General features: G+C 33.3%; 17 protein-coding genes. 13 read left to right on the plus strand and 4 right to left on the minus strand.

All coding sequences use genetic code 11. The features are described from left to right. The first annotated feature begins 7 nt into the window (after positions 1-7). The 7 genes from nadB to OF897_RS00370 all read left to right on the plus strand — a co-directional run bounded on the left by nadB (position 8) and on the right by OF897_RS00370 (position 9,229). Positions 8-1,585 carry an L-aspartate oxidase gene (gene nadB, locus OF897_RS00340; protein WP_267263702.1) on the plus strand — a complete coding sequence of 526 codons (1,578 nt, stop codon included), beginning with the start codon at positions 8-10 and terminating at the stop codon, positions 1,583-1,585. Positions 1,586-1,645: 60 nt separating this feature from the next. After that, a complete protein-coding gene (locus OF897_RS00345; protein ID WP_323808996.1) occupies positions 1,646-2,734 on the plus strand; it encodes a PDDEXK nuclease domain-containing protein in 1,089 nt (362 codons plus the stop codon). After that, positions 2,734-3,594, plus strand: coding sequence for a carboxylating nicotinate-nucleotide diphosphorylase (gene nadC, locus OF897_RS00350; RefSeq protein ID WP_267263703.1), 861 nt, complete (start codon positions 2,734-2,736; stop codon positions 3,592-3,594). Before OF897_RS00345 ends, nadC begins: the two co-directional genes overlap by 1 nt. A gap of 212 nt (positions 3,595-3,806) precedes the next feature. Then, positions 3,807-6,521, plus strand: a complete 2,715-nt coding sequence (locus OF897_RS00355) for a TonB-dependent receptor (RefSeq protein ID WP_267263704.1) — start codon at positions 3,807-3,809, stop codon at positions 6,519-6,521. Positions 6,522-6,610: 89 nt separating this feature from the next. Next, entirely contained in the window at positions 6,611-7,042 is a 432-nt protein-coding gene (locus tag OF897_RS00360) for a hypothetical protein (protein WP_267263705.1), read from the plus strand. Between the two features lie 32 nt (positions 7,043-7,074). Next, the gene (locus OF897_RS00365; RefSeq protein ID WP_267263706.1) at positions 7,075-8,067 is read left to right on the plus strand and encodes an aspartate-semialdehyde dehydrogenase; all 993 of its coding nucleotides are present in this window, start codon (positions 7,075-7,077) and stop codon (positions 8,065-8,067) included. Positions 8,068-8,239: 172 nt separating this feature from the next. Further along, positions 8,240-9,229: a cation diffusion facilitator family transporter gene (locus OF897_RS00370; RefSeq protein ID WP_407648266.1), complete on the plus strand. Its 990-nt coding sequence runs from the start codon at positions 8,240-8,242 to the stop codon at positions 9,227-9,229. A 5-nt stretch (positions 9,230-9,234) separates the two neighbouring features. Here the strand turns inward: OF897_RS00370 and OF897_RS00375 are convergent, their stop codons facing one another. From OF897_RS00375 to xrtF, 3 genes are all read right to left on the minus strand, one after another. Further along, on the minus strand, positions 9,235-9,522 hold the full coding sequence (locus OF897_RS00375) for a hypothetical protein (RefSeq protein WP_267263708.1): 288 nt from the start codon (positions 9,520-9,522) through the stop codon (positions 9,235-9,237). 162 nt (positions 9,523-9,684) lie between these two features. Beyond that, entirely contained in the window at positions 9,685-10,122 is a 438-nt protein-coding gene (locus OF897_RS00380) for an exosortase F system-associated membrane protein (protein WP_267263709.1), read from the minus strand. Further along, positions 10,109-10,639: an exosortase family protein XrtF gene (gene xrtF, locus OF897_RS00385; RefSeq protein ID WP_267263710.1), complete on the minus strand. Its 531-nt coding sequence runs from the start codon at positions 10,637-10,639 to the stop codon at positions 10,109-10,111. Before xrtF ends, OF897_RS00380 begins: the two co-directional genes overlap by 14 nt. A gap of 50 nt (positions 10,640-10,689) precedes the next feature. Between xrtF and OF897_RS00390 the strand changes: the two genes are divergently transcribed. The 6 genes from OF897_RS00390 (at position 10,690) to OF897_RS00415 (ending at position 14,719) form a co-directional block, all read left to right on the plus strand. After that, positions 10,690-11,709 carry an aminoglycoside phosphotransferase family protein gene (locus tag OF897_RS00390; protein ID WP_267263711.1) on the plus strand — a complete coding sequence of 340 codons (1,020 nt, stop codon included), beginning with the start codon at positions 10,690-10,692 and terminating at the stop codon, positions 11,707-11,709. Positions 11,710-11,744: 35 nt separating this feature from the next. Further along, a complete protein-coding gene (locus OF897_RS00395) occupies positions 11,745-12,149 on the plus strand; it encodes a GxxExxY protein (protein WP_267263712.1) in 405 nt (134 codons plus the stop codon). Between the two features lie 88 nt (positions 12,150-12,237). Beyond that, the gene (locus tag OF897_RS00400) at positions 12,238-12,648 is read left to right on the plus strand and encodes a RapZ C-terminal domain-containing protein (RefSeq protein WP_267263713.1); all 411 of its coding nucleotides are present in this window, start codon (positions 12,238-12,240) and stop codon (positions 12,646-12,648) included. 71 nt (positions 12,649-12,719) lie between these two features. Further along, positions 12,720-13,433, plus strand: a complete 714-nt coding sequence (locus OF897_RS00405) for a nucleotidyltransferase family protein (RefSeq protein WP_267263714.1) — start codon at positions 12,720-12,722, stop codon at positions 13,431-13,433. Positions 13,434-13,438: 5 nt separating this feature from the next. Then, entirely contained in the window at positions 13,439-14,191 is a 753-nt protein-coding gene (locus OF897_RS00410; protein ID WP_267263715.1) for an LOG family protein, read from the plus strand. A gap of 57 nt (positions 14,192-14,248) precedes the next feature. Beyond that, entirely contained in the window at positions 14,249-14,719 is a 471-nt protein-coding gene (locus OF897_RS00415) for a DUF6702 family protein (protein ID WP_267263716.1), read from the plus strand. Between the two features lie 329 nt (positions 14,720-15,048). On the opposite strand, the gene OF897_RS00420 is transcribed toward OF897_RS00415, so the two are convergent. Next, positions 15,049-17,112 carry a DUF5689 domain-containing protein gene (locus tag OF897_RS00420; RefSeq protein ID WP_267263717.1) on the minus strand — a complete coding sequence of 688 codons (2,064 nt, stop codon included), beginning with the start codon at positions 17,110-17,112 and terminating at the stop codon, positions 15,049-15,051. Between the last annotated feature and the right edge of the window lie 2 nt (positions 17,113-17,114).

Genomic DNA, 17,114 nt, shown 5'->3' on the forward strand with positions numbered 1-17,114 from the left:
CAAGAATATGATAAAAGCGGATGTATTAGTGATTGGTTCCGGGATTTCCGGATTATCTTATGCCATAAAAGTTTCCGAACAATTTCCCGATGCCAAAATAATCATCGTAACAAAGTCTGACGAAGACGAAAGTAATACAAAATATGCTCAAGGCGGTTTGGCGGTGGTTACCGATTCTAAAAACGATAATTTCAACAAACATATCGAAGACACGATGAGAGCCGGAGATGGCGAAAATAAACGTGATGTTGTAGAAATGGTTGTAAAAGAAGCTCCTGCAAGATTTAACGAAATCGTTGAATGGGGCGCAAATTTTGATAAGAAAAACGGCGAATTTGCTTTAGGTAGAGAAGGCGGTCACACAGAAAATAGAATTGTACATCACAAAGACATCACCGGTTTTGAAATAGAAAGAGCTTTACTTCAAACAGTAAAAAACAGCCCAAATATTGAAATTCTTGACCATCATTACGTTATTGATATCATTACTCAGCATCACGTTCCTGGAAAAGAATTAAATGAAGGCGAAATTAATTGCTACGGAGCTTATATTTTAGATGAAAAATCTAAATCCATTAAAAAAATTACTTCCAAAATTACTTTAGCTGCAACGGGAGGAGCAGGACATGTTTATAAAAACACGACCAATCCAACAATCGCTACAGGAGACGGAATCGCTTTCGTTGCCCGTGCAAAAGGAAAAGTGACCAATATGCAGTATTATCAATTCCATCCGACTGCTTTATACAGTAAACTTGATGGGATGCTGTTCTTAATTTCTGAGGCAGTTCGTGGTGATGGTGCTAAATTAAGAACCAAGAGAGGCGAAAAATTCATGCATAAATATGATGAAAGAGAAGAATTAGCTTCAAGAGATATTGTTGCAAGAGCTATAGACGCTGAAATGAAAATTACGGGAGACGAATTTGTTGGTCTAGACTGCCGTGAAATGAATCACGAAAAATTTTTAGAACATTTCCCAAATATTTATAAAAAATGTAAAGACGAAGGAGTTGATCCCTTTACTCAATTGATTCCTGTAGTTCCGGCTTGTCATTATTTGATGGGCGGAATTGAGGTTGATAAAGACGGACAATCTTCATTAAATAATCTTTTTGCTGTTGGTGAATGCACAAATTCCGGGCTTCACGGTGCAAACAGATTGGCATCAAACTCATTATTGGAAGGTTTGGTTTTCGGTCACAATGCAGCCATGAAAACTGTAGAATTATTAAAAGAAAACAATTTCAATTTCGACGATTTAAAAGCCGTTCCGGAATGGAATGAAGAAGGAATGAAAATTATTGACGAAATGGTGATTGTTTCTTACCTCAGAAAACAACTTCAGGAAATGATGAGCGACTTAGTAGGTATTGTAAGAAGTAACAGCAGGCTCAAAATGGCTTTAAGAAAACATTCTGAAATCGCTGCTGCAGTTGATGAGATTTACCACTACTCTATTCTTTCACCTCAACTTTCAGAATTACGAAATTTAACAACTGTTGCCCATCTGATTATTACCCAATCGATGGAAATGACTCAGAATAAAGGTGCATTTTACAATAAAGATTTAGTTCAAGCATAATTGATTATTAATTTTAAATCCTTAAAAAGGAAAATTTAAAGTTTATTATAAATTTTGGATATGCTGGAAAAAAGCAATGAACAATACATCAGTTGGATTTTAGATTTAAAACAAAAAATCCAGCAAAGCCAAATCAAAGCGGCAATTCAGGTGAATTCTGCTTTGATAGAAATGTATTGGGATTTGGGAAAGGAAATATCCGAACGAAATTTTGAAAATACTTATGGTTCAGGATTTTTTTCACAGCTAAGCAAAGACTTACGTATAGAATTTCCTGAAATAAAAGGTTTTTCTGAAAGCAATCTAAAATACTGCAAAAGATTCTATCTGTTTTATAATCAAGAAAATACAAATCGTCACCAAGTTGGTGACGAATTCACGAATGAGGATAATCAAAATCGTCAACAATTTGTTGACGAATTGATAAATAATATCTTTCTAGTTCCATGGGGTCATCATGTCACCTTGATGACTAAATGCTCAACTTCTAAAGAAGCTTATTTTTACATCAAAAAAAAAATAGAGAATGGTTGGAGTAGGGCTGTTTTACTCAATATGATTTCGGGAAAATTGATTGAGAGTCAAGGAAAAACTATTAATAATTTTTCAAAAACACTTCCCGAATACGAAAGCGAATTGATACGCGAAACATTGAAGGATCCTTATATTTTTGACTTTATAAATATTACAGAAACCTATAAAGAAAAAGAATTAGAAAATGCTTTAACCGAAAACATTTCAAAATTTTTGATAGAATTGGGAAGCGGATTTGCATTTGTGGGAAAACAAGTTGAAATCTCAGTTGGGAATCAGTCTTTTTTTATTGATTTACTTTTTTATCATATTAAATTAAAAAGATATATCGTCATCGAATTAAAAACCGGACATTTTGAACCGGAGTTCGCTGGTAAATTCAATTTTTATGTAACTGCCGTTGACAAACAAATGAGAGACGAAAATGACAACGCAACCGTTGGAATGATCATCTGTAAAGATAAAAATGAAATTATCGCAGAATATTCTCTCACAGATCTTCATAAGCCATTAGGAATTTCTTCCTACGAACTTAAAAAAATATTACCCGAAAATTTCAAATCTCACCTTCCATCAATTGAAGAAGTGGAAAATGAACTAAAAAAATTACAATAATGAAAAGACCAAGCTACGCTACCGATAAAGTTTTAAAACAATTCATTAAAAATGCTTTGGAGGAAGACATTCAAGATGGCGATCATTCTACATTGTCTACAATCCCTAAAGATCTTCAGCAAAGTGCCAAACTTTTAGTTAAAGAAAACTGCATTTTGGCCGGTGTTGAATTGGCTGAAATTATTTTTAAAACGTTCGACAAGAATTTAAAAGTTGAAAACTATATCAAAGATGGTGAAGTAGCAAAAGTGGGTGACATCGCATTTATTGTTACAGGAAGTGCAAGATCTATTCTTTCAACTGAAAGATTAGTTCTAAATTGTATGCAGAGAATGAGTGGTATCGCAACTTTAACTCATGATTGGGACTCACGATTGATTGGTTCCAAAACAAAACTTTTAGACACGAGAAAAACTACTCCCAACTTCAGAGTTTGCGAAAAATGGGCAGTTGCAATCGGTGGCGGAACCAATCACAGATATGGTCTTTATGACATGATTATGCTGAAAGACAATCACATCGATTACAATGGAAGCATTACCAATGCTGTGAAAATGGCAAAAGACTATGTGAAAAAATCTAAGAAAAAACTTAAAATAGAAGTTGAAACCCGTAATCTTGAAGAAGTACAAGAAGCTATTGATGCAAAAGTTGACAGAATCATGCTCGACAATATGGATGTTGCCACAATGACCAAAGCAGTACAATTGATCAACGGGTCTTGCGAAAGTGAAGCTTCAGGCGGAATTACAAGAAATCAACTGAAAGATATTGCCGCTACAGGAGTAACCTACATCTCTGTAGGAGCGCTTACACACTCGGCTGACAATATAGATTTGAGTTTAAAAGCACATCAATAAATCATTACATTTTTAATAAAAACAAAGGCTATTTGTTAAAAATTAAATAATATGATTTTTTTCACATGAAAATTCATATTTTCTATTTTTTACTGAAAATCAACACATTAAGCTTTGTTAAGAATCGTTAAAAATTAACATTCAGTTAATAATAGTTAAATTTTATTTGTCGAATTTTGCTGAAAATTTAATTCTAACTATTACTTACGATTATGAAATTAATCAACAAATCGATGCTAACTGTGATAATTTCACTTTCTACAGCTAGCGTTTATTATGCACAAGAGGCTAAAGATACCATAAAAGACGAAAGGTCTAAAGATATCGAAGCGGTTGTGCTAACAGGAGTTGCCGATCTTGCTAAAGACAGAAAGACTCCAGTTGCAGTTTCTACAATTAAAGAAGCACAAATTGTTGAAAGATTAGGAAACCAAGAATTTCCTGAAATTTTAAAATCCACACCATCAATCTACGCTGCAAAAGGCGGAGGAGGTTTTGGTGATGGTCGTATGAATATCCGTGGTTTCGATACAAACAACACTGCTGTAATGATTAACGGGGTTCCTGTTAATGGTATGGAAGATGGTGCTGTATATTGGAGTAACTGGTTAGGATTATCAGATGTAACTTCAGCAATGCAGATTCAGAGAGGTTTAGGTTCTTCAAAATTAGCTATTGCTTCTGTTGGAGGAACAGTAAACATTGTAACAAGAGCTGCTGACAAGAAAAGAGAAGGTAATGTTTTACTAGGAGTTGGTAATGACGGCTACTTAAAAACTTTATTCTCATACAACACAGGTAAATCAGCTAAAGGTTGGTCTACTTCATTCTTAATGGCTAGAACTGCAGGATCAACATATATTGATGGGTCAGAATTCGAAGCTTACAACTATTATTTTGCTTTAGGTTATCAGCCTAATGAAAAGCACGATTTCCAATTTACTTTTACTGGAGCACCTCAAAAACATATGCAGAACTTCCAAAGTTCAATTGCAAACTTTATTAAATACGGAAATGGAGTAGATGAGCCAAACAGAAGATACAACTCTAACTGGGGTTATTTGAATGACGAAGTAATGTCTCAAACTGTAAACTTCTACAGTAAACCGGTAGCATCAGTTAACTGGGATTGGAAAATCTCTGAAAGATCAAAATTATCTTCAGTTCTTTACGGATCTTGGGGTAGAGGTGGTGGTACCGGAGTTATAGGAAGCATTAACGGTTCAAGTATCAATAACCTTCCAAAAACTGCTGATGGTTTAATTAGATTTGATGACATTCAGGCTTGGAACCAAGGACAAAATGTAACTTGGAATCCTGCTGTAGCTAATAACACAGGAATCAATGCGATAAACAAAACACCTGGCGTTGCTACAAGAACTAATGGTCTCGTAAGAAGAGCAAGTGTAAACTCTCATGACTGGTATGGATTACTTTCTAATTTCCAACATAAAATTAATCAAAATTGGAACTTCTCAGGAGGTATTGATTTAAGATATTACTATGGTTATCACCCAGGTGTACTGACTAGTCTATGGGGAAATAATAAGTATATTGAGAAAGATGATATGAATAACCCTGGAGGTTATGATGTAACTTTAGTACAAAACGCTGCACCTTCAGCAAATCCTTTTGCTAAATCTGTTAAAGATAAAAACCAAATTGTTTACAGAAACTATGATGGCGAGGTACTATGGGGTGGACTTTTCGGACAACTTGAATATTCAAATGATAAAATTTCAGCGTTTGTTCAAGGTTCAGTTTCAGAACAAGGTTATAAAAGAATCGACAACTGGTTAAAAGACGGAGTAATCCAACAAGGCCAAGCTGTTACACAAAAAACAGACACTAAATTTCTTTTAGGATTTAATGCTAAAGCTGGTATTAACTATAATATTAACGAGCAGCATAATGTATTTGCTAATGTTGGATATTATGAAAAGCAACCTTTATTTAATTCTGTTTACAACTCTCCACTTGCTCCAGCTTCAGGAAACAACCCATTAATTAATACAAATGATGGAAGAGCTACTGGAAATCAACAAATTGTAAACCCACTATTAACCAATGAGAAAATTGCTTCAGCAGAACTAGGTTATGGTTTCAGAAGTGGAATCTTCAATGCTAATGTTAATGCTTATTATACTTCTTGGAAAGACAGATATAATAGATTCACAGGTCTTACAGTACCTAATCCTGCAGGAGGAAACTATAACAGACCTTATGCAAACCTTACAGGTATTCATGAAATCCACATGGGAATTGAATTTGAAGGAACAATAAAAGCTACGGATTATTTATCTTTCAACGCAATGTTCTCTATTGGAGACTGGAAATACAAAGGAAATGCAAGTGGAAATCTTTATGACGAAAACGGAACTCCTATTGCTTTAAATGGTAAAACTGATGTAGAATTTGCATTAGATAAAGTAAAAGTTTCAGATGCTGCACAAACTACTGCTGCATTAGGATTTACTTTAAAACCAATTAAAGACTTAAGCGTATTTGCTAACTGGAACTATTATGACAACTATTATGGATTGATCAATTTCAGCGACATTTACGTTCAGCCTAATGGAAACATTAGTAATAATGGTAAAAAAGGAGCTTTAGAATATCCTAGCTATAATCTATTTGATTTAGGTATGTCATATTCTTTCAAAGTTGGAAATGGGCAGAGAATTGTACTAACTGGTAACATTTATAACCTATTTGACACTACTTACATCTCTGATGGTAAATCTTCTACACACGTAAAAGATGTTGCAGACTTCAAAACATCTACCAATACAGATGCACAAGCACAGGCATTGTATAATACTTATATTAACAATCCGCAAAACTTCTACAAAGGTTTAGATACAAGCAATACTGTTTACTTCGGTTTCGGTAGAACTTGGGCAGCTTCAATTGCATTTAAATTCTAATAAATTCACTTTTATTAAATACCAAATCCCAGCTTTATCGCTGGGATTTTTTTATATTTGTACACTTTAAAAATAGAAAAAATAGAAGTATGGATTTTTACAAAATTTTACTGAGTGCCCATAAAGGTTTTGCTTATTTGGAACTTGGATTAACCGCCCTATTTATCATCGCTTTATTAACCGTAATGTTCGGATATAGCGGTAAAGTAAATAAGTTACTAAAGAAAGTTACTTTATTTACAATGATCTTTTTCCACGTTCAGTTTACAATCGGAATCATTATGCTGGTTATGAACTTTACTAAAGGTTTGGATATGGGATCAGTCATGAAAAACGCTGATTTGAGATTTCAGTATGTAGAACACCCATTTTCTATGCTTATTGCTGCAGTTTTGATGACCATCATTAACAAGAAAGTAAAATCTAATGATACCATTTCTTTAGGAATTGTAATCATGGGATTAATCGCAGTAGGTTTATTCGCATTTGCGTTTCCGTGGACAAGAGTCTTCGGAGCTTAATTTATATTAACTTAAATTTTATTTAAACAACAATGAAAGTAGCTGTAGTAGGTTCAACAGGAATGGTTGGACAAGTGATGCTTAAAGTTCTCGAAGAGAGAAACTTCCCTGTAACAGAATTAATTCCGGTAGCTTCGGAAAGATCTATTGGTAAACAGGTGAAGTATAAACAGGTAGATTACACTATCGTAAGCATCGACGACGCTATAGCTGCCAAACCTGATATTGCAATTTTCTCTGCAGGAGGTTCTACTTCTTTAGAATACGCTCCAAAATTTGCTGAAGCTGGAATTACCGTAATTGATAATTCTTCAGCTTGGAGAATGGATCCTACTAAAAAATTAGTCGTTCCTGAAATCAACGCAGACGTTTTAACAAAAGAAGACAAGATTATTGCAAATCCGAACTGTTCTACGATTCAGTTGGTCATGGTTTTAGGCCCGTTGAATAAAAAATACGATTTAAAAAGAGTCATTGTTTCTACTTACCAATCGGTGACAGGAACAGGAAAAGCTGCTGTAGATCAATTGAACGGAGAAATTTCTGGTGACGATTCTGTTGCTAAAGTTTATCCTTATCAAATCTTCAAAAATGCTTTGCCACACTGTGATGTATTCTCTGATGACGATTATACTAAAGAAGAAATTAAATTAATGAAAGAGCCTAAAAAAATATTAGGTGATGATACATTCAATTTAACGGCAACTGCGGTAAGAGTTCCGGTTCAAGGAGGTCATTCTGAAAGCGTTAATATCGAATTTGAAAACGAATTTGAATTAGACGAAGTAAGAAAAATCTTATCTGAAACTTCTGGAGTTATCGTAATGGATAACGTTAAAAACAACGAATATCCAATGCCTTTATATTCAGAAGGAAAAGACGAAGTTTTCGTCGGAAGAATCCGAAGAGATCTCTCACAACCAAAAACACTCAATCTCTGGATTGTGGCAGACAATCTGCGAAAAGGCGCTGCAACAAACGCAGTACAGATTGCAGAATACTTAGTAGCAAACAACTTAGTATAAACTAACAAAAAAGAAAAGAGTCTCCAAAAGAGATTCTTTTTTTTATCGAATAATTATTTGGTTGTTAGTAATTAGTTGTTAGTTGATGGATAAAAACTTAATCAGTCCCGAAGGGACGACTTTCTAAAAAATAGGATAAAATCCTATCAATAATATGAATATGTAGAAAATGATGACAAAGAACATCAATAAAGACAAAATCGGTTTCCAAAAGCTCATTGCGGTTTTCGGAATCATTCTCTTTGTAGGTAAAATTATCGCTTGGAAACTTACAGATTCCGATGCTGTATTCTCTGATGCAATGGAAAGCATTGTGAACGTCATCAGTGCTTTTATGGGTTTATATTCTTTGCATTTAGCTTCAAAACCTAAAGATGAAGATCATCCTTACGGGCACGGAAAAGTAGAGTTTGTTACCGCAGGAATAGAAGGCGCACTTATCGCGATTGCCGGAATTATGATTATTTACGAAGGCGTCAACAGCTTGGTAACCGGAAGAGTTTTGAAAGGTTTAGATTGGGGAATTGCTATTATTGCAGCAACTGCGATTATCAATTATATTTTAGGCTATATCTCTATTAAAAAAGGCGAAAAAGAGAATTCTTTAGTGCTAATTTCCTCCGGAAAACATTTACAGTCGGATACGATTACAACATTGGGAGTGGTTATCAGTTTAGTTATCGTTTACTTCACCAAAATTTATTGGATTGACTCTGTCGTTGCCCTAATCTTTGGTTTTTACATAATTTTTGTCGGTTATAAAATCGTCAGAAAGTCACTGCGAGGAATTATGGATGAACAGGATCCCGAACTTTTAAACAACATCATTCAACTTTTAGAAGAAAACAGACATATAGAATGGATAGACATTCACAACATGAAAATCCAGCAATTCGGCTCCTCACTTCACATCGATGCTCACATCACACTACCGTATTATTACAGCCTTCGAGAAGCTCATCAGGAAATGGAAAACGTCATTCTTCTTTTAGCCAAAAATACCAAAAGAACAGTCGAGTTTAATTTCCATATGGATGATTGCAAGACGATTTCCTGTCCGGTTTGTCAGATTTTTGATTGTCCGGTGAGAGAATTACCATTTGCAAAACGTATAAAATGGACTCCCGAAAATGTGACCAATGTTGAGAAACATACAGTATAAATTCTTTATTCTATCTTAAATATACCGTCTGCTTTTACTTTTATTAATTTTTGTTGCAATTCTTCTACAGTGTATCTCTGATGGTCAATTTCGACATACTCTACTGTACGATACCATCTGTAATTAGAAGTTTGCTCAATTCTACTGGTAGATTTCGGAGGTAAATTGACAACAATTACAGAATCTGAGATTTTCTGCTCAAGTAATTTTAGTTTGTCTTCATTTTTATATTTAAAAAATTTTGCAGACTTAATACGGTCTATAAATTTCAATGTGTAATTTGGTGCTTTCATGTTACTAATTTTTCTATTATACTTAATAGTAACCACTTTCATCTCATTGGTGAGATTTTGAACGTAAATATTCGTTCCAATGCTGCACCCTGTCAATAAAAAAAGCAACGAGAAATAAAAACAAACTTTGCTCAAAAGAAATATTCATTTCATAAAATGAATTTAATTATTATTTGCTAGAATCTGCTTTCTGTAATAAAAAAGTGGGATGATTAGAAGTAAAATCAAAGGCTGTATAACAAACCTTCTCATATAAAAAGAAAAAAGATATCCAATATCAAATTTATTGTATATGCAAAAAAGATAAATCGGAAAGGTAATAGCAAAAATTATCGTAATCAAAACCGCTCCCTGTATCGTCCATTCTTTGTTTTTAAACATAAAATGAATAATGATACATGAAAATATTAGATTTAAAACAAACCTGAAAACATGACTTCCAATCAGCTTTCCCCATTCAAAAGCCGGAAAAGCTTGAGACTTATCTGCTTCATGAAAAAAATTCAAAAAAGGATCATAGAAAATCTGATCTTCGAGCATTCTCACACCCATAAGTCCACAAATCCCAAGGAACACTAAAAACCAACTAAGAATTTTCATTTTTTAAAGCAAAAAATTTAATCCAAACTAACCAAAGAGCTACAACACTTCCATAGATTATAGCAGGAAATGCATAATCATGTGCCATCTTTCCGTATTTAGTATAATCACTATACACGATATTAAGTCCTGCAATTCTTAAAACATTCATGATATAAAGTATCAAAAAACTTACTGCAACAAAAACGAAAGTTTTAGTTCCTTTATAAAACGCAAAAATAAAAGCTACAAACAGAATAATTACCGAGATTGCATTACAACCTTCTACCATTCTGGTAACAAAACCGGTTCTTACATGAAACCAAATCTGTTGTTTTGGAACATCATCGTAAAGAGCTGAAGGAAAACCTAATGCATTTTGAAGAAACATCACTTGTCTCGCAATCAATCGGGAATATGGATCAAGACCAAATTCTTTAAAACTGTTGAGATAAAACTGATACGCAAAAAGTAACACCAAATAAATGATGATGAAACGCAACAAAATTCCCAAAACAGGTTTAAAGTCTTTTAACATACTGCAAAGATAGCAATTAGCACGTAAATTAGTATATTTGTTACCATATTATGACTTCGGAAAACGCAAAAATATTTTTTGAAAACCATTTTGGTGAAAAATCTGCTGAATTTATCACTTTAGCTCAAAGCGGTTCTGCAAGAGTCAATTTTTTGGCTCAAAATCAAAATGGAAAATACATTATTACCTATAACGAGAATATTGCCGAAAACGAAAGTTTTCTTTATTATTCACAAATTTTTTCTGAGTTAAATCTCAATACACCAAAGATATATTCTGTTTCAGAAGATAGAAAAATTTACATTCAACAGTTTTTGGGTGGAAGAACTTTTTCAGAGATTATTGCCGAAGAAAGTTTGTCTGAAAATGTAAATTCTCTAGTGAAACAAACGCTCACAAAACTTTTTGAACTTCAAACAAAAACAGAAGGGAAAATAGATTTTCAGAAGACCTTTGAATATGAATCTTATGATGAACTTCCAATCATGCACGATTTATATTATTTCAAAAACTTCGTTGTTGATGTTTTAGAGTTGGAATATCATAAGTCTACTCTACTGAAAGAATTCAAGAAAATCGTTTACCTCATCGAAAACCTCGAACCAAAAGGTTTAATGATCCGTGATTTTCAGGCAAGAAATATTATGGTGAATGAAAAAAATGAAGTTTCGTTTATCGATTATCAATCTGCAATGAAAGGTCCGTTGATGTATGATGTGATTTCATTTCTGTTTCAGGCTAAAGCTAATTTTCCGGAAGATTTCAAAAATGAAATGCTCGAATTTTACATTCAACAGTTTGAAAATAAAGAAATTCAAATTCAACTAAGAAACTCGGTGAAACCAATTCAAATGATGAGATTCTTACAGGTTTTGGGAGCTTATGGTTTCCGCGGATTGATTCAAAGAAAACAACATTTTATTTCAAGCATTGAAAAAGGGATTGAAAACATTTCAGAATTTGCGCAAAACTGGGAAATGATGAATGATTTTCCAGAGCTTAAAAAAGTGATTGAACAATTAAGGTTGAAAAAAACAAAATTGAAAATTGAGGAAATATTAAACCATTAAGTTTTATATTTAAGAAGTTAAGAATATTAAGCTGTATGACAAAAAAAGAAGTTACTCAATTATCTTATGAGATTACAGGGTTGGCAATAAAAGTTCACAAAACACTTGGACCAGGATTGCTTGAAAGCATTTATGAAGAATGTCTGAAAATTGAGCTTATTAATAATGGGTACGATGTAAAACAGCAGCTTCAGGCAACAATTAATTATGAAGGAGTAAATATTGAAACAAAGTTAGTTGTTGATTTGCTTGTTAATGATTTAGTAATCTTAGAATTAAAAGCAATCGAAGAAATACTTCCAATTCATGAAGCACAATTGCTTACCTACATGAAAGTTCTCAAAAAACCTCAAGGATTATTGATTAATTTCTTTACAAATAACATCACGAAGTCATTAAAACCTTTCATTAATGAATATTTTAAAGCACTTCCCGACTAAAATTTTGATTTATCAAAATTCTTAATTAAACTTAACTGCTTAAATAGACCTTAATGGTTCAAAAATAATTTAATAAAAAAATAACAACATGCTACACATAGACATTCACAGTTTTTCATATAAAAAAGGAGGAATACCAAAAGATGATTCCGGGAACGGAGGCGGATTCACATTCGATTGCCGCGGAATTTTAAACCCAGGAAGAGTTGAAGAATATAAAATCCAGACCGGAAATGACATTGGTGTTCAGGAATATTTGGAAACAAAAACCGATATGCCTCAGTTTTTAGAATTAATTAAAAATTTAGTTTCCATAAATATTGATAATTATTTGGGAAGAGGTTTTGAAAATCTTCAAATCAATTTTGGTTGCACAGGAGGTCAGCACAGATCGGTTTATTCGGCTATAAAAATTGCTCATTTCATCGAAAAAAAATACGGCGAAAAGGTAGAAATAAGTCTTCATCATGACGAACAGCACCAACTCAATAATAAATGATGATTGATAAATTATAAATGATTTAGCAATCTAACTATCAATTATCATTCATCACTTATCAATTATATAAAATGAAGGCATTAATTTTTGCTGCAGGAAAAGGAACCCGCTTAAAACCTTTTACAGATCATCATCCGAAAGCTTTGGCTAAAGTAAACGGCATTCCGCTTTTGGAAAGAAATATCAAATATCTCAAAGGTTTCGGAATTACAGATTTTGTCATTAACATTCATCATTTTGGTGATCAGATTGTTACCTTTTTAAAAGAAAATAATAATTTCGGCTGTAAGATTGAAATTTCAGATGAGTCAAATGAACTGTTGGAAACAGGAGGCGGCTTGATTTTTGCTAAAGAATTCCTTAATCACGGAGAAGATTTCCTAATCATGAACGCTGACATTCTCACGAATATAAACATCGATGATTTCGTAAAATACCATAAAGAAATTAAAGATTTTGTTACCTTAGCGGTTTCAGACAGAGAAAGTTCTAGAAAATTACTGTTTAATGATGATTTGGTTTTGAGAGGATGGCTTAATATACAAAGTGGAGAACAGCGTCTTGCGGAATTCAACAAGGGATTCAGACCTTTGGCTTTTAGCGGAGTTCACTGTATAAATCCCGTGATTTTTGATAAAATTAAGAGAACGGGGAAATTTTCTGTGATGGAAGAATATCTGGATTTAATGCAGACCGAAAAAATTCATGGTTTTGTGCACGACAGCATTTTAGTGGATGTGGGAAGACCTGAATCTGTGATTGAAGCAGAAAAATATTTTAAATAATTTGAATGAAAACTGAAGGAACAAGAGACGAAAGTATAGAAAATACAGAATTAGATATCAACGAAACAAAACTTCAAAACAGCCTGAGAGAAAAAAACTGGGACGAAACCATTACCAAAGATAGCTGGATGGTTTTTAAAGTGATGGCTGAATTTGTCGATGGTTATGAAAAAATGGCGAGAATAGGACCTTGTGTTTCTATTTTTGGCTCTGCAAGATTGAAACCGGATACCAAGTATTACAATATGGCTGTTGAGATTGCCGAAAAAATCACAAAAATTGGTTTTGGAGTAATTACAGGAGGTGGTCCCGGAATTATGGAAGCTGGAAATAAAGGCGCTTTCAATGCTCAGGGAAAATCGATTGGTTTAAATATCGACTTGCCTTTTGAACAGCATTTTAATCCTTATATCAACAAATTATATTCATTAAACTTCGATTATTTCTTTGTAAGAAAGGTGATGTTTGTAAAATATTCGCAAGGATTTATCGTAATGCCCGGTGGATTTGGAACTTTAGATGAACTGACAGAAGCAATGACATTAATTCAAACTAATAAAATTGGAAAGTTTCCGATTGTTTTGGTTGGAAGTGAATTTTGGAGTGGTTTATTAGACTGGTTTAAAGAAACTTTACTTACAGAAGGGATGATTTCTGAAGGTGATCTTGATCTTTACCGCGTGGTAGATACGGCAGATGAAGCGGTTGCACATATTAAGGCTTTTTATGATAAATATTCTGTAAACGTTAATTTTTAATTGGCACCAAATTTGACCCATTTTATTTAGCAATATGCTACAAATTTATAAATTGAGATGAAAAAATTTTTATATATATCGAGTATTTTTACATTTTTAACATTGATGAGTTTCACGGTTTTTGATTTCTATTCTTCGATGACGAAGGTTGATTACATCGACGGAAGCAAAACTTTGAAGTTTACAACTAAAATGAACACAAGTCATATTTCTGATGCCATTAAAATCAACAGAAATACTGCCGGTTTTGAGGCGGAAGTAAAAAAATATGTAAACAATAATTTTGATGTATTTGTAGATGGTTCTCCGAAAACTTTAACCTTTACAGGAAGTCAAGTAAGTGGAGAAACGGTTTGGGTATATTTTGAAACTGGAGGTGTTTCTGACATTAATAGTCTAAAGATAAAAAATACGATACTTTTAAGCGCTTTTCCAAAGCAAATCAACCTAGTGAACATTGCTTATAAAGGAAATCAGAAAACAATGAATTTTCAGCGCGGAAAAGAGGTAAATGAAGTGGATTTTTAGAAAGTATTAGATTTAAAATCATATAACCATTGCAATTGCAGTGGTTTTTTTTATGTTTGATATTTTATTATGATTAAATTTTGCGAATAAAGGTAGCGTTTCTACGGAGGGCATTGTTTGTAGGGTCTTATTAATTTCTACAAAGGTTTTGCTTCAATTGAATATATCTAATTTGACGTCATGTAAATAATCTAAACTTTCTTATTACCATATTCAACTTAAAGTTAATTAGTTACTTTCAGTTTAAGATAAATCCTAAAACATATCAAAAAAACAAAAAAAGACGAACATTACTGTTCGTCTTTTCTATTTATAAAAGAATCAATTAATTATTGACCTTTGATTTTGAAGTCATCAATTTCCCAAGTTGCTGCAGCAGCACTTGTTGAAGTATATTTGAATGCAATTCTTACGTTTTTACCTAAGAAAGCAGCTAAATCTACGTTTCCTGAGCTTACCCAGTCACCAAATGCAGCATTGTTTGTATCTAATGCAGCAGGTAAAAGCACCCAAGTTGTAGTCGCAGGATTTCCTGTATAGTTTTCTGTAGCGTAAACCTGAAGAGCATTTCCAGCATATCTTACATCAGACGTAAAGCTTACTGCTGCTTTAGTTTTACCCACTAAACTTACTGTTTTAGAAATTAACCAGTCTTCATTGGCTGGATTTGATAATGGAGCACTCATTACTGCATAGTAATTAGTTCCATTACCTTGGTTAGAAGTATTCCAAACCTGAGTACCTGCAACATTTACCGTTGTCCAATCTGATCCGAAACCTCCAGCTGCAAAATCATCTTTGTATATTACTGCAAGCGGAGTATAAACTGAACCATCACATCTTGGATCATCCAAATCAGCTCCTAAAACATCTGTAATCCATAATTGGTAAGTACCATTGAATACACTTAAAACACCATAAACATCACCTTTTCCAGATTCGATAACCTGACCTGCAAAATCTGCAAAGTTACTTGTTCTTAAAAGAACTTTATTACCAGAACAGTCTTCTAAAGTTCTGTTGGTCACTGCACCTGAAGCATATACTTTTTCTAAATCTCCTGCAATGAACTGAAGATTTTTAATCTTAACCCATTTACCTACATCTGCCATTGTAAACTGACTGATTGTTTTTTCTGTAGAAGTAACGGCAGTAATTGCTTTTTTAGAATCAAAGAAATATTTGTAAACATCAGTTTCTGCAATTCTACCAACTGCTCCACTGAATGGAGTTCCTAACTGAATTTCTCCATTAACCGCTCCTACGTATAAGTTTTTAAGTTTTACATAAACTTCTTTACCTACAACAAATCTAGGATCATTAAACATATCGGCTTTATCAATGTTAATTCTGATACCTCCTGTAGCATCTTCTACGTAGATATATTTGAAAAGGTTTCCAGATTTATCATTTGCAGTTACTTTAGCTTTAAGAACAAAATCTCCTGTAATTAAAGTAAGCGGGCTCGTTGCCAATTGTTTAACTTCCGCAACCGTTTTTTGAGTCAATCCATTATCGCTGTATTCACAAGGATTTGACGTAAGACCATCAATTCTAGGGAATTTAGTCATATCAAGATCTGTAGCCTTGTTAATATACATTTGGTAAGTACTGTTGAATTTACTGTAGATACCAACAAATTTACCATTTCCTGAAGGTAAAATCTGATTAGCAAATGATGCATAACCACTATTTCTTACCACTCTTGTTGTTGCTGTACTATTATCTCTAATAGTTCTATCAACCGTAACTCCGTTTGGAGCATAGTTAGTACATAAAATTCTGCTATCGAATTCAGCATTATTCATTTGAATCAAACATCCGATATATTGGTCGTTTGCAGAAACCATCTGTAGAGAAGTCATTACCTTAGGAACAATATTCGCTCTTATAGTACAAGATCTGAAAATTCTAGATGGTACCAATTTTTCAGGAATTCTTGATACTGAAGTTGCTGCTGTTTCAGTTCCATTTTTCACTCCTAATTGTACTACTCCACCGTAAGTTCCTAAAGATAAACCAGCAAGTTTAACATAAATTTTAGAACCTTGAGGATAATTTGTATAAGTACTTACCGCATCTACACTGATTACAAATCCTTGAGTTGGGTTTTCCGGTTTATCCTGAATATAAATTGTCTTGTAAATATTCCCAGTTTCGTCAGTAGACGAAACGTACCCTTCTACAATATCAGTAGAATTATCTGGAAAAGTGAAAGCTGTAGTTGTATATTTCGCTCTTAATTGAGTTAGCGTCATTGTAGCAGTAAGATCTGTACACTGATATCCATCAAGATTAGGCTCATCATATTTATCGTCATGCACACAACCTGTAATAACAAGCGCTGCAAAGATTACGAAAATATATTTTAAAATTGAATTATATTTTTTCATTG

The organism is Chryseobacterium formosum, from assembly GCF_026460885.1.
GTDB classification, from domain to species: Bacteria; Bacteroidota; Bacteroidia; order Flavobacteriales; family Weeksellaceae; genus Chryseobacterium; species Chryseobacterium formosus.

Coding starts and splice junctions, on each gene's coding strand:
- nadB (WP_267263702.1), top strand. CDS start 8: ATGATAAAAGCGGATGTATTAGTGATTGGTTCCGGGATTTCCGGATTA.
- OF897_RS00345 (WP_323808996.1), top strand. CDS start 1,646: ATGCTGGAAAAAAGCAATGAACAATACATCAGTTGGATTTTAGATTTA.
- nadC (WP_267263703.1), top strand. CDS start 2,734: ATGAAAAGACCAAGCTACGCTACCGATAAAGTTTTAAAACAATTCATT.
- OF897_RS00355 (WP_267263704.1), top strand. CDS start 3,807: ATGAAATTAATCAACAAATCGATGCTAACTGTGATAATTTCACTTTCT.
- OF897_RS00360 (WP_267263705.1), top strand. CDS start 6,611: ATGGATTTTTACAAAATTTTACTGAGTGCCCATAAAGGTTTTGCTTAT.
- OF897_RS00365 (WP_267263706.1), top strand. CDS start 7,075: ATGAAAGTAGCTGTAGTAGGTTCAACAGGAATGGTTGGACAAGTGATG.
- OF897_RS00370 (WP_407648266.1), top strand. CDS start 8,240: ATGACAAAGAACATCAATAAAGACAAAATCGGTTTCCAAAAGCTCATT.
- OF897_RS00375 (WP_267263708.1), bottom strand. CDS start 9,522: ATGAAAGCACCAAATTACACATTGAAATTTATAGACCGTATTAAGTCT.
- OF897_RS00380 (WP_267263709.1), bottom strand. CDS start 10,122: ATGAAAATTCTTAGTTGGTTTTTAGTGTTCCTTGGGATTTGTGGACTT.
- xrtF (WP_267263710.1), bottom strand. CDS start 10,639: ATGTTAAAAGACTTTAAACCTGTTTTGGGAATTTTGTTGCGTTTCATC.
- OF897_RS00390 (WP_267263711.1), top strand. CDS start 10,690: ATGACTTCGGAAAACGCAAAAATATTTTTTGAAAACCATTTTGGTGAA.
- OF897_RS00395 (WP_267263712.1), top strand. CDS start 11,745: ATGACAAAAAAAGAAGTTACTCAATTATCTTATGAGATTACAGGGTTG.
- OF897_RS00400 (WP_267263713.1), top strand. CDS start 12,238: ATGCTACACATAGACATTCACAGTTTTTCATATAAAAAAGGAGGAATA.
- OF897_RS00405 (WP_267263714.1), top strand. CDS start 12,720: ATGAAGGCATTAATTTTTGCTGCAGGAAAAGGAACCCGCTTAAAACCT.
- OF897_RS00410 (WP_267263715.1), top strand. CDS start 13,439: ATGAAAACTGAAGGAACAAGAGACGAAAGTATAGAAAATACAGAATTA.
- OF897_RS00415 (WP_267263716.1), top strand. CDS start 14,249: ATGAAAAAATTTTTATATATATCGAGTATTTTTACATTTTTAACATTG.
- OF897_RS00420 (WP_267263717.1), bottom strand. CDS start 17,112: ATGAAAAAATATAATTCAATTTTAAAATATATTTTCGTAATCTTTGCA.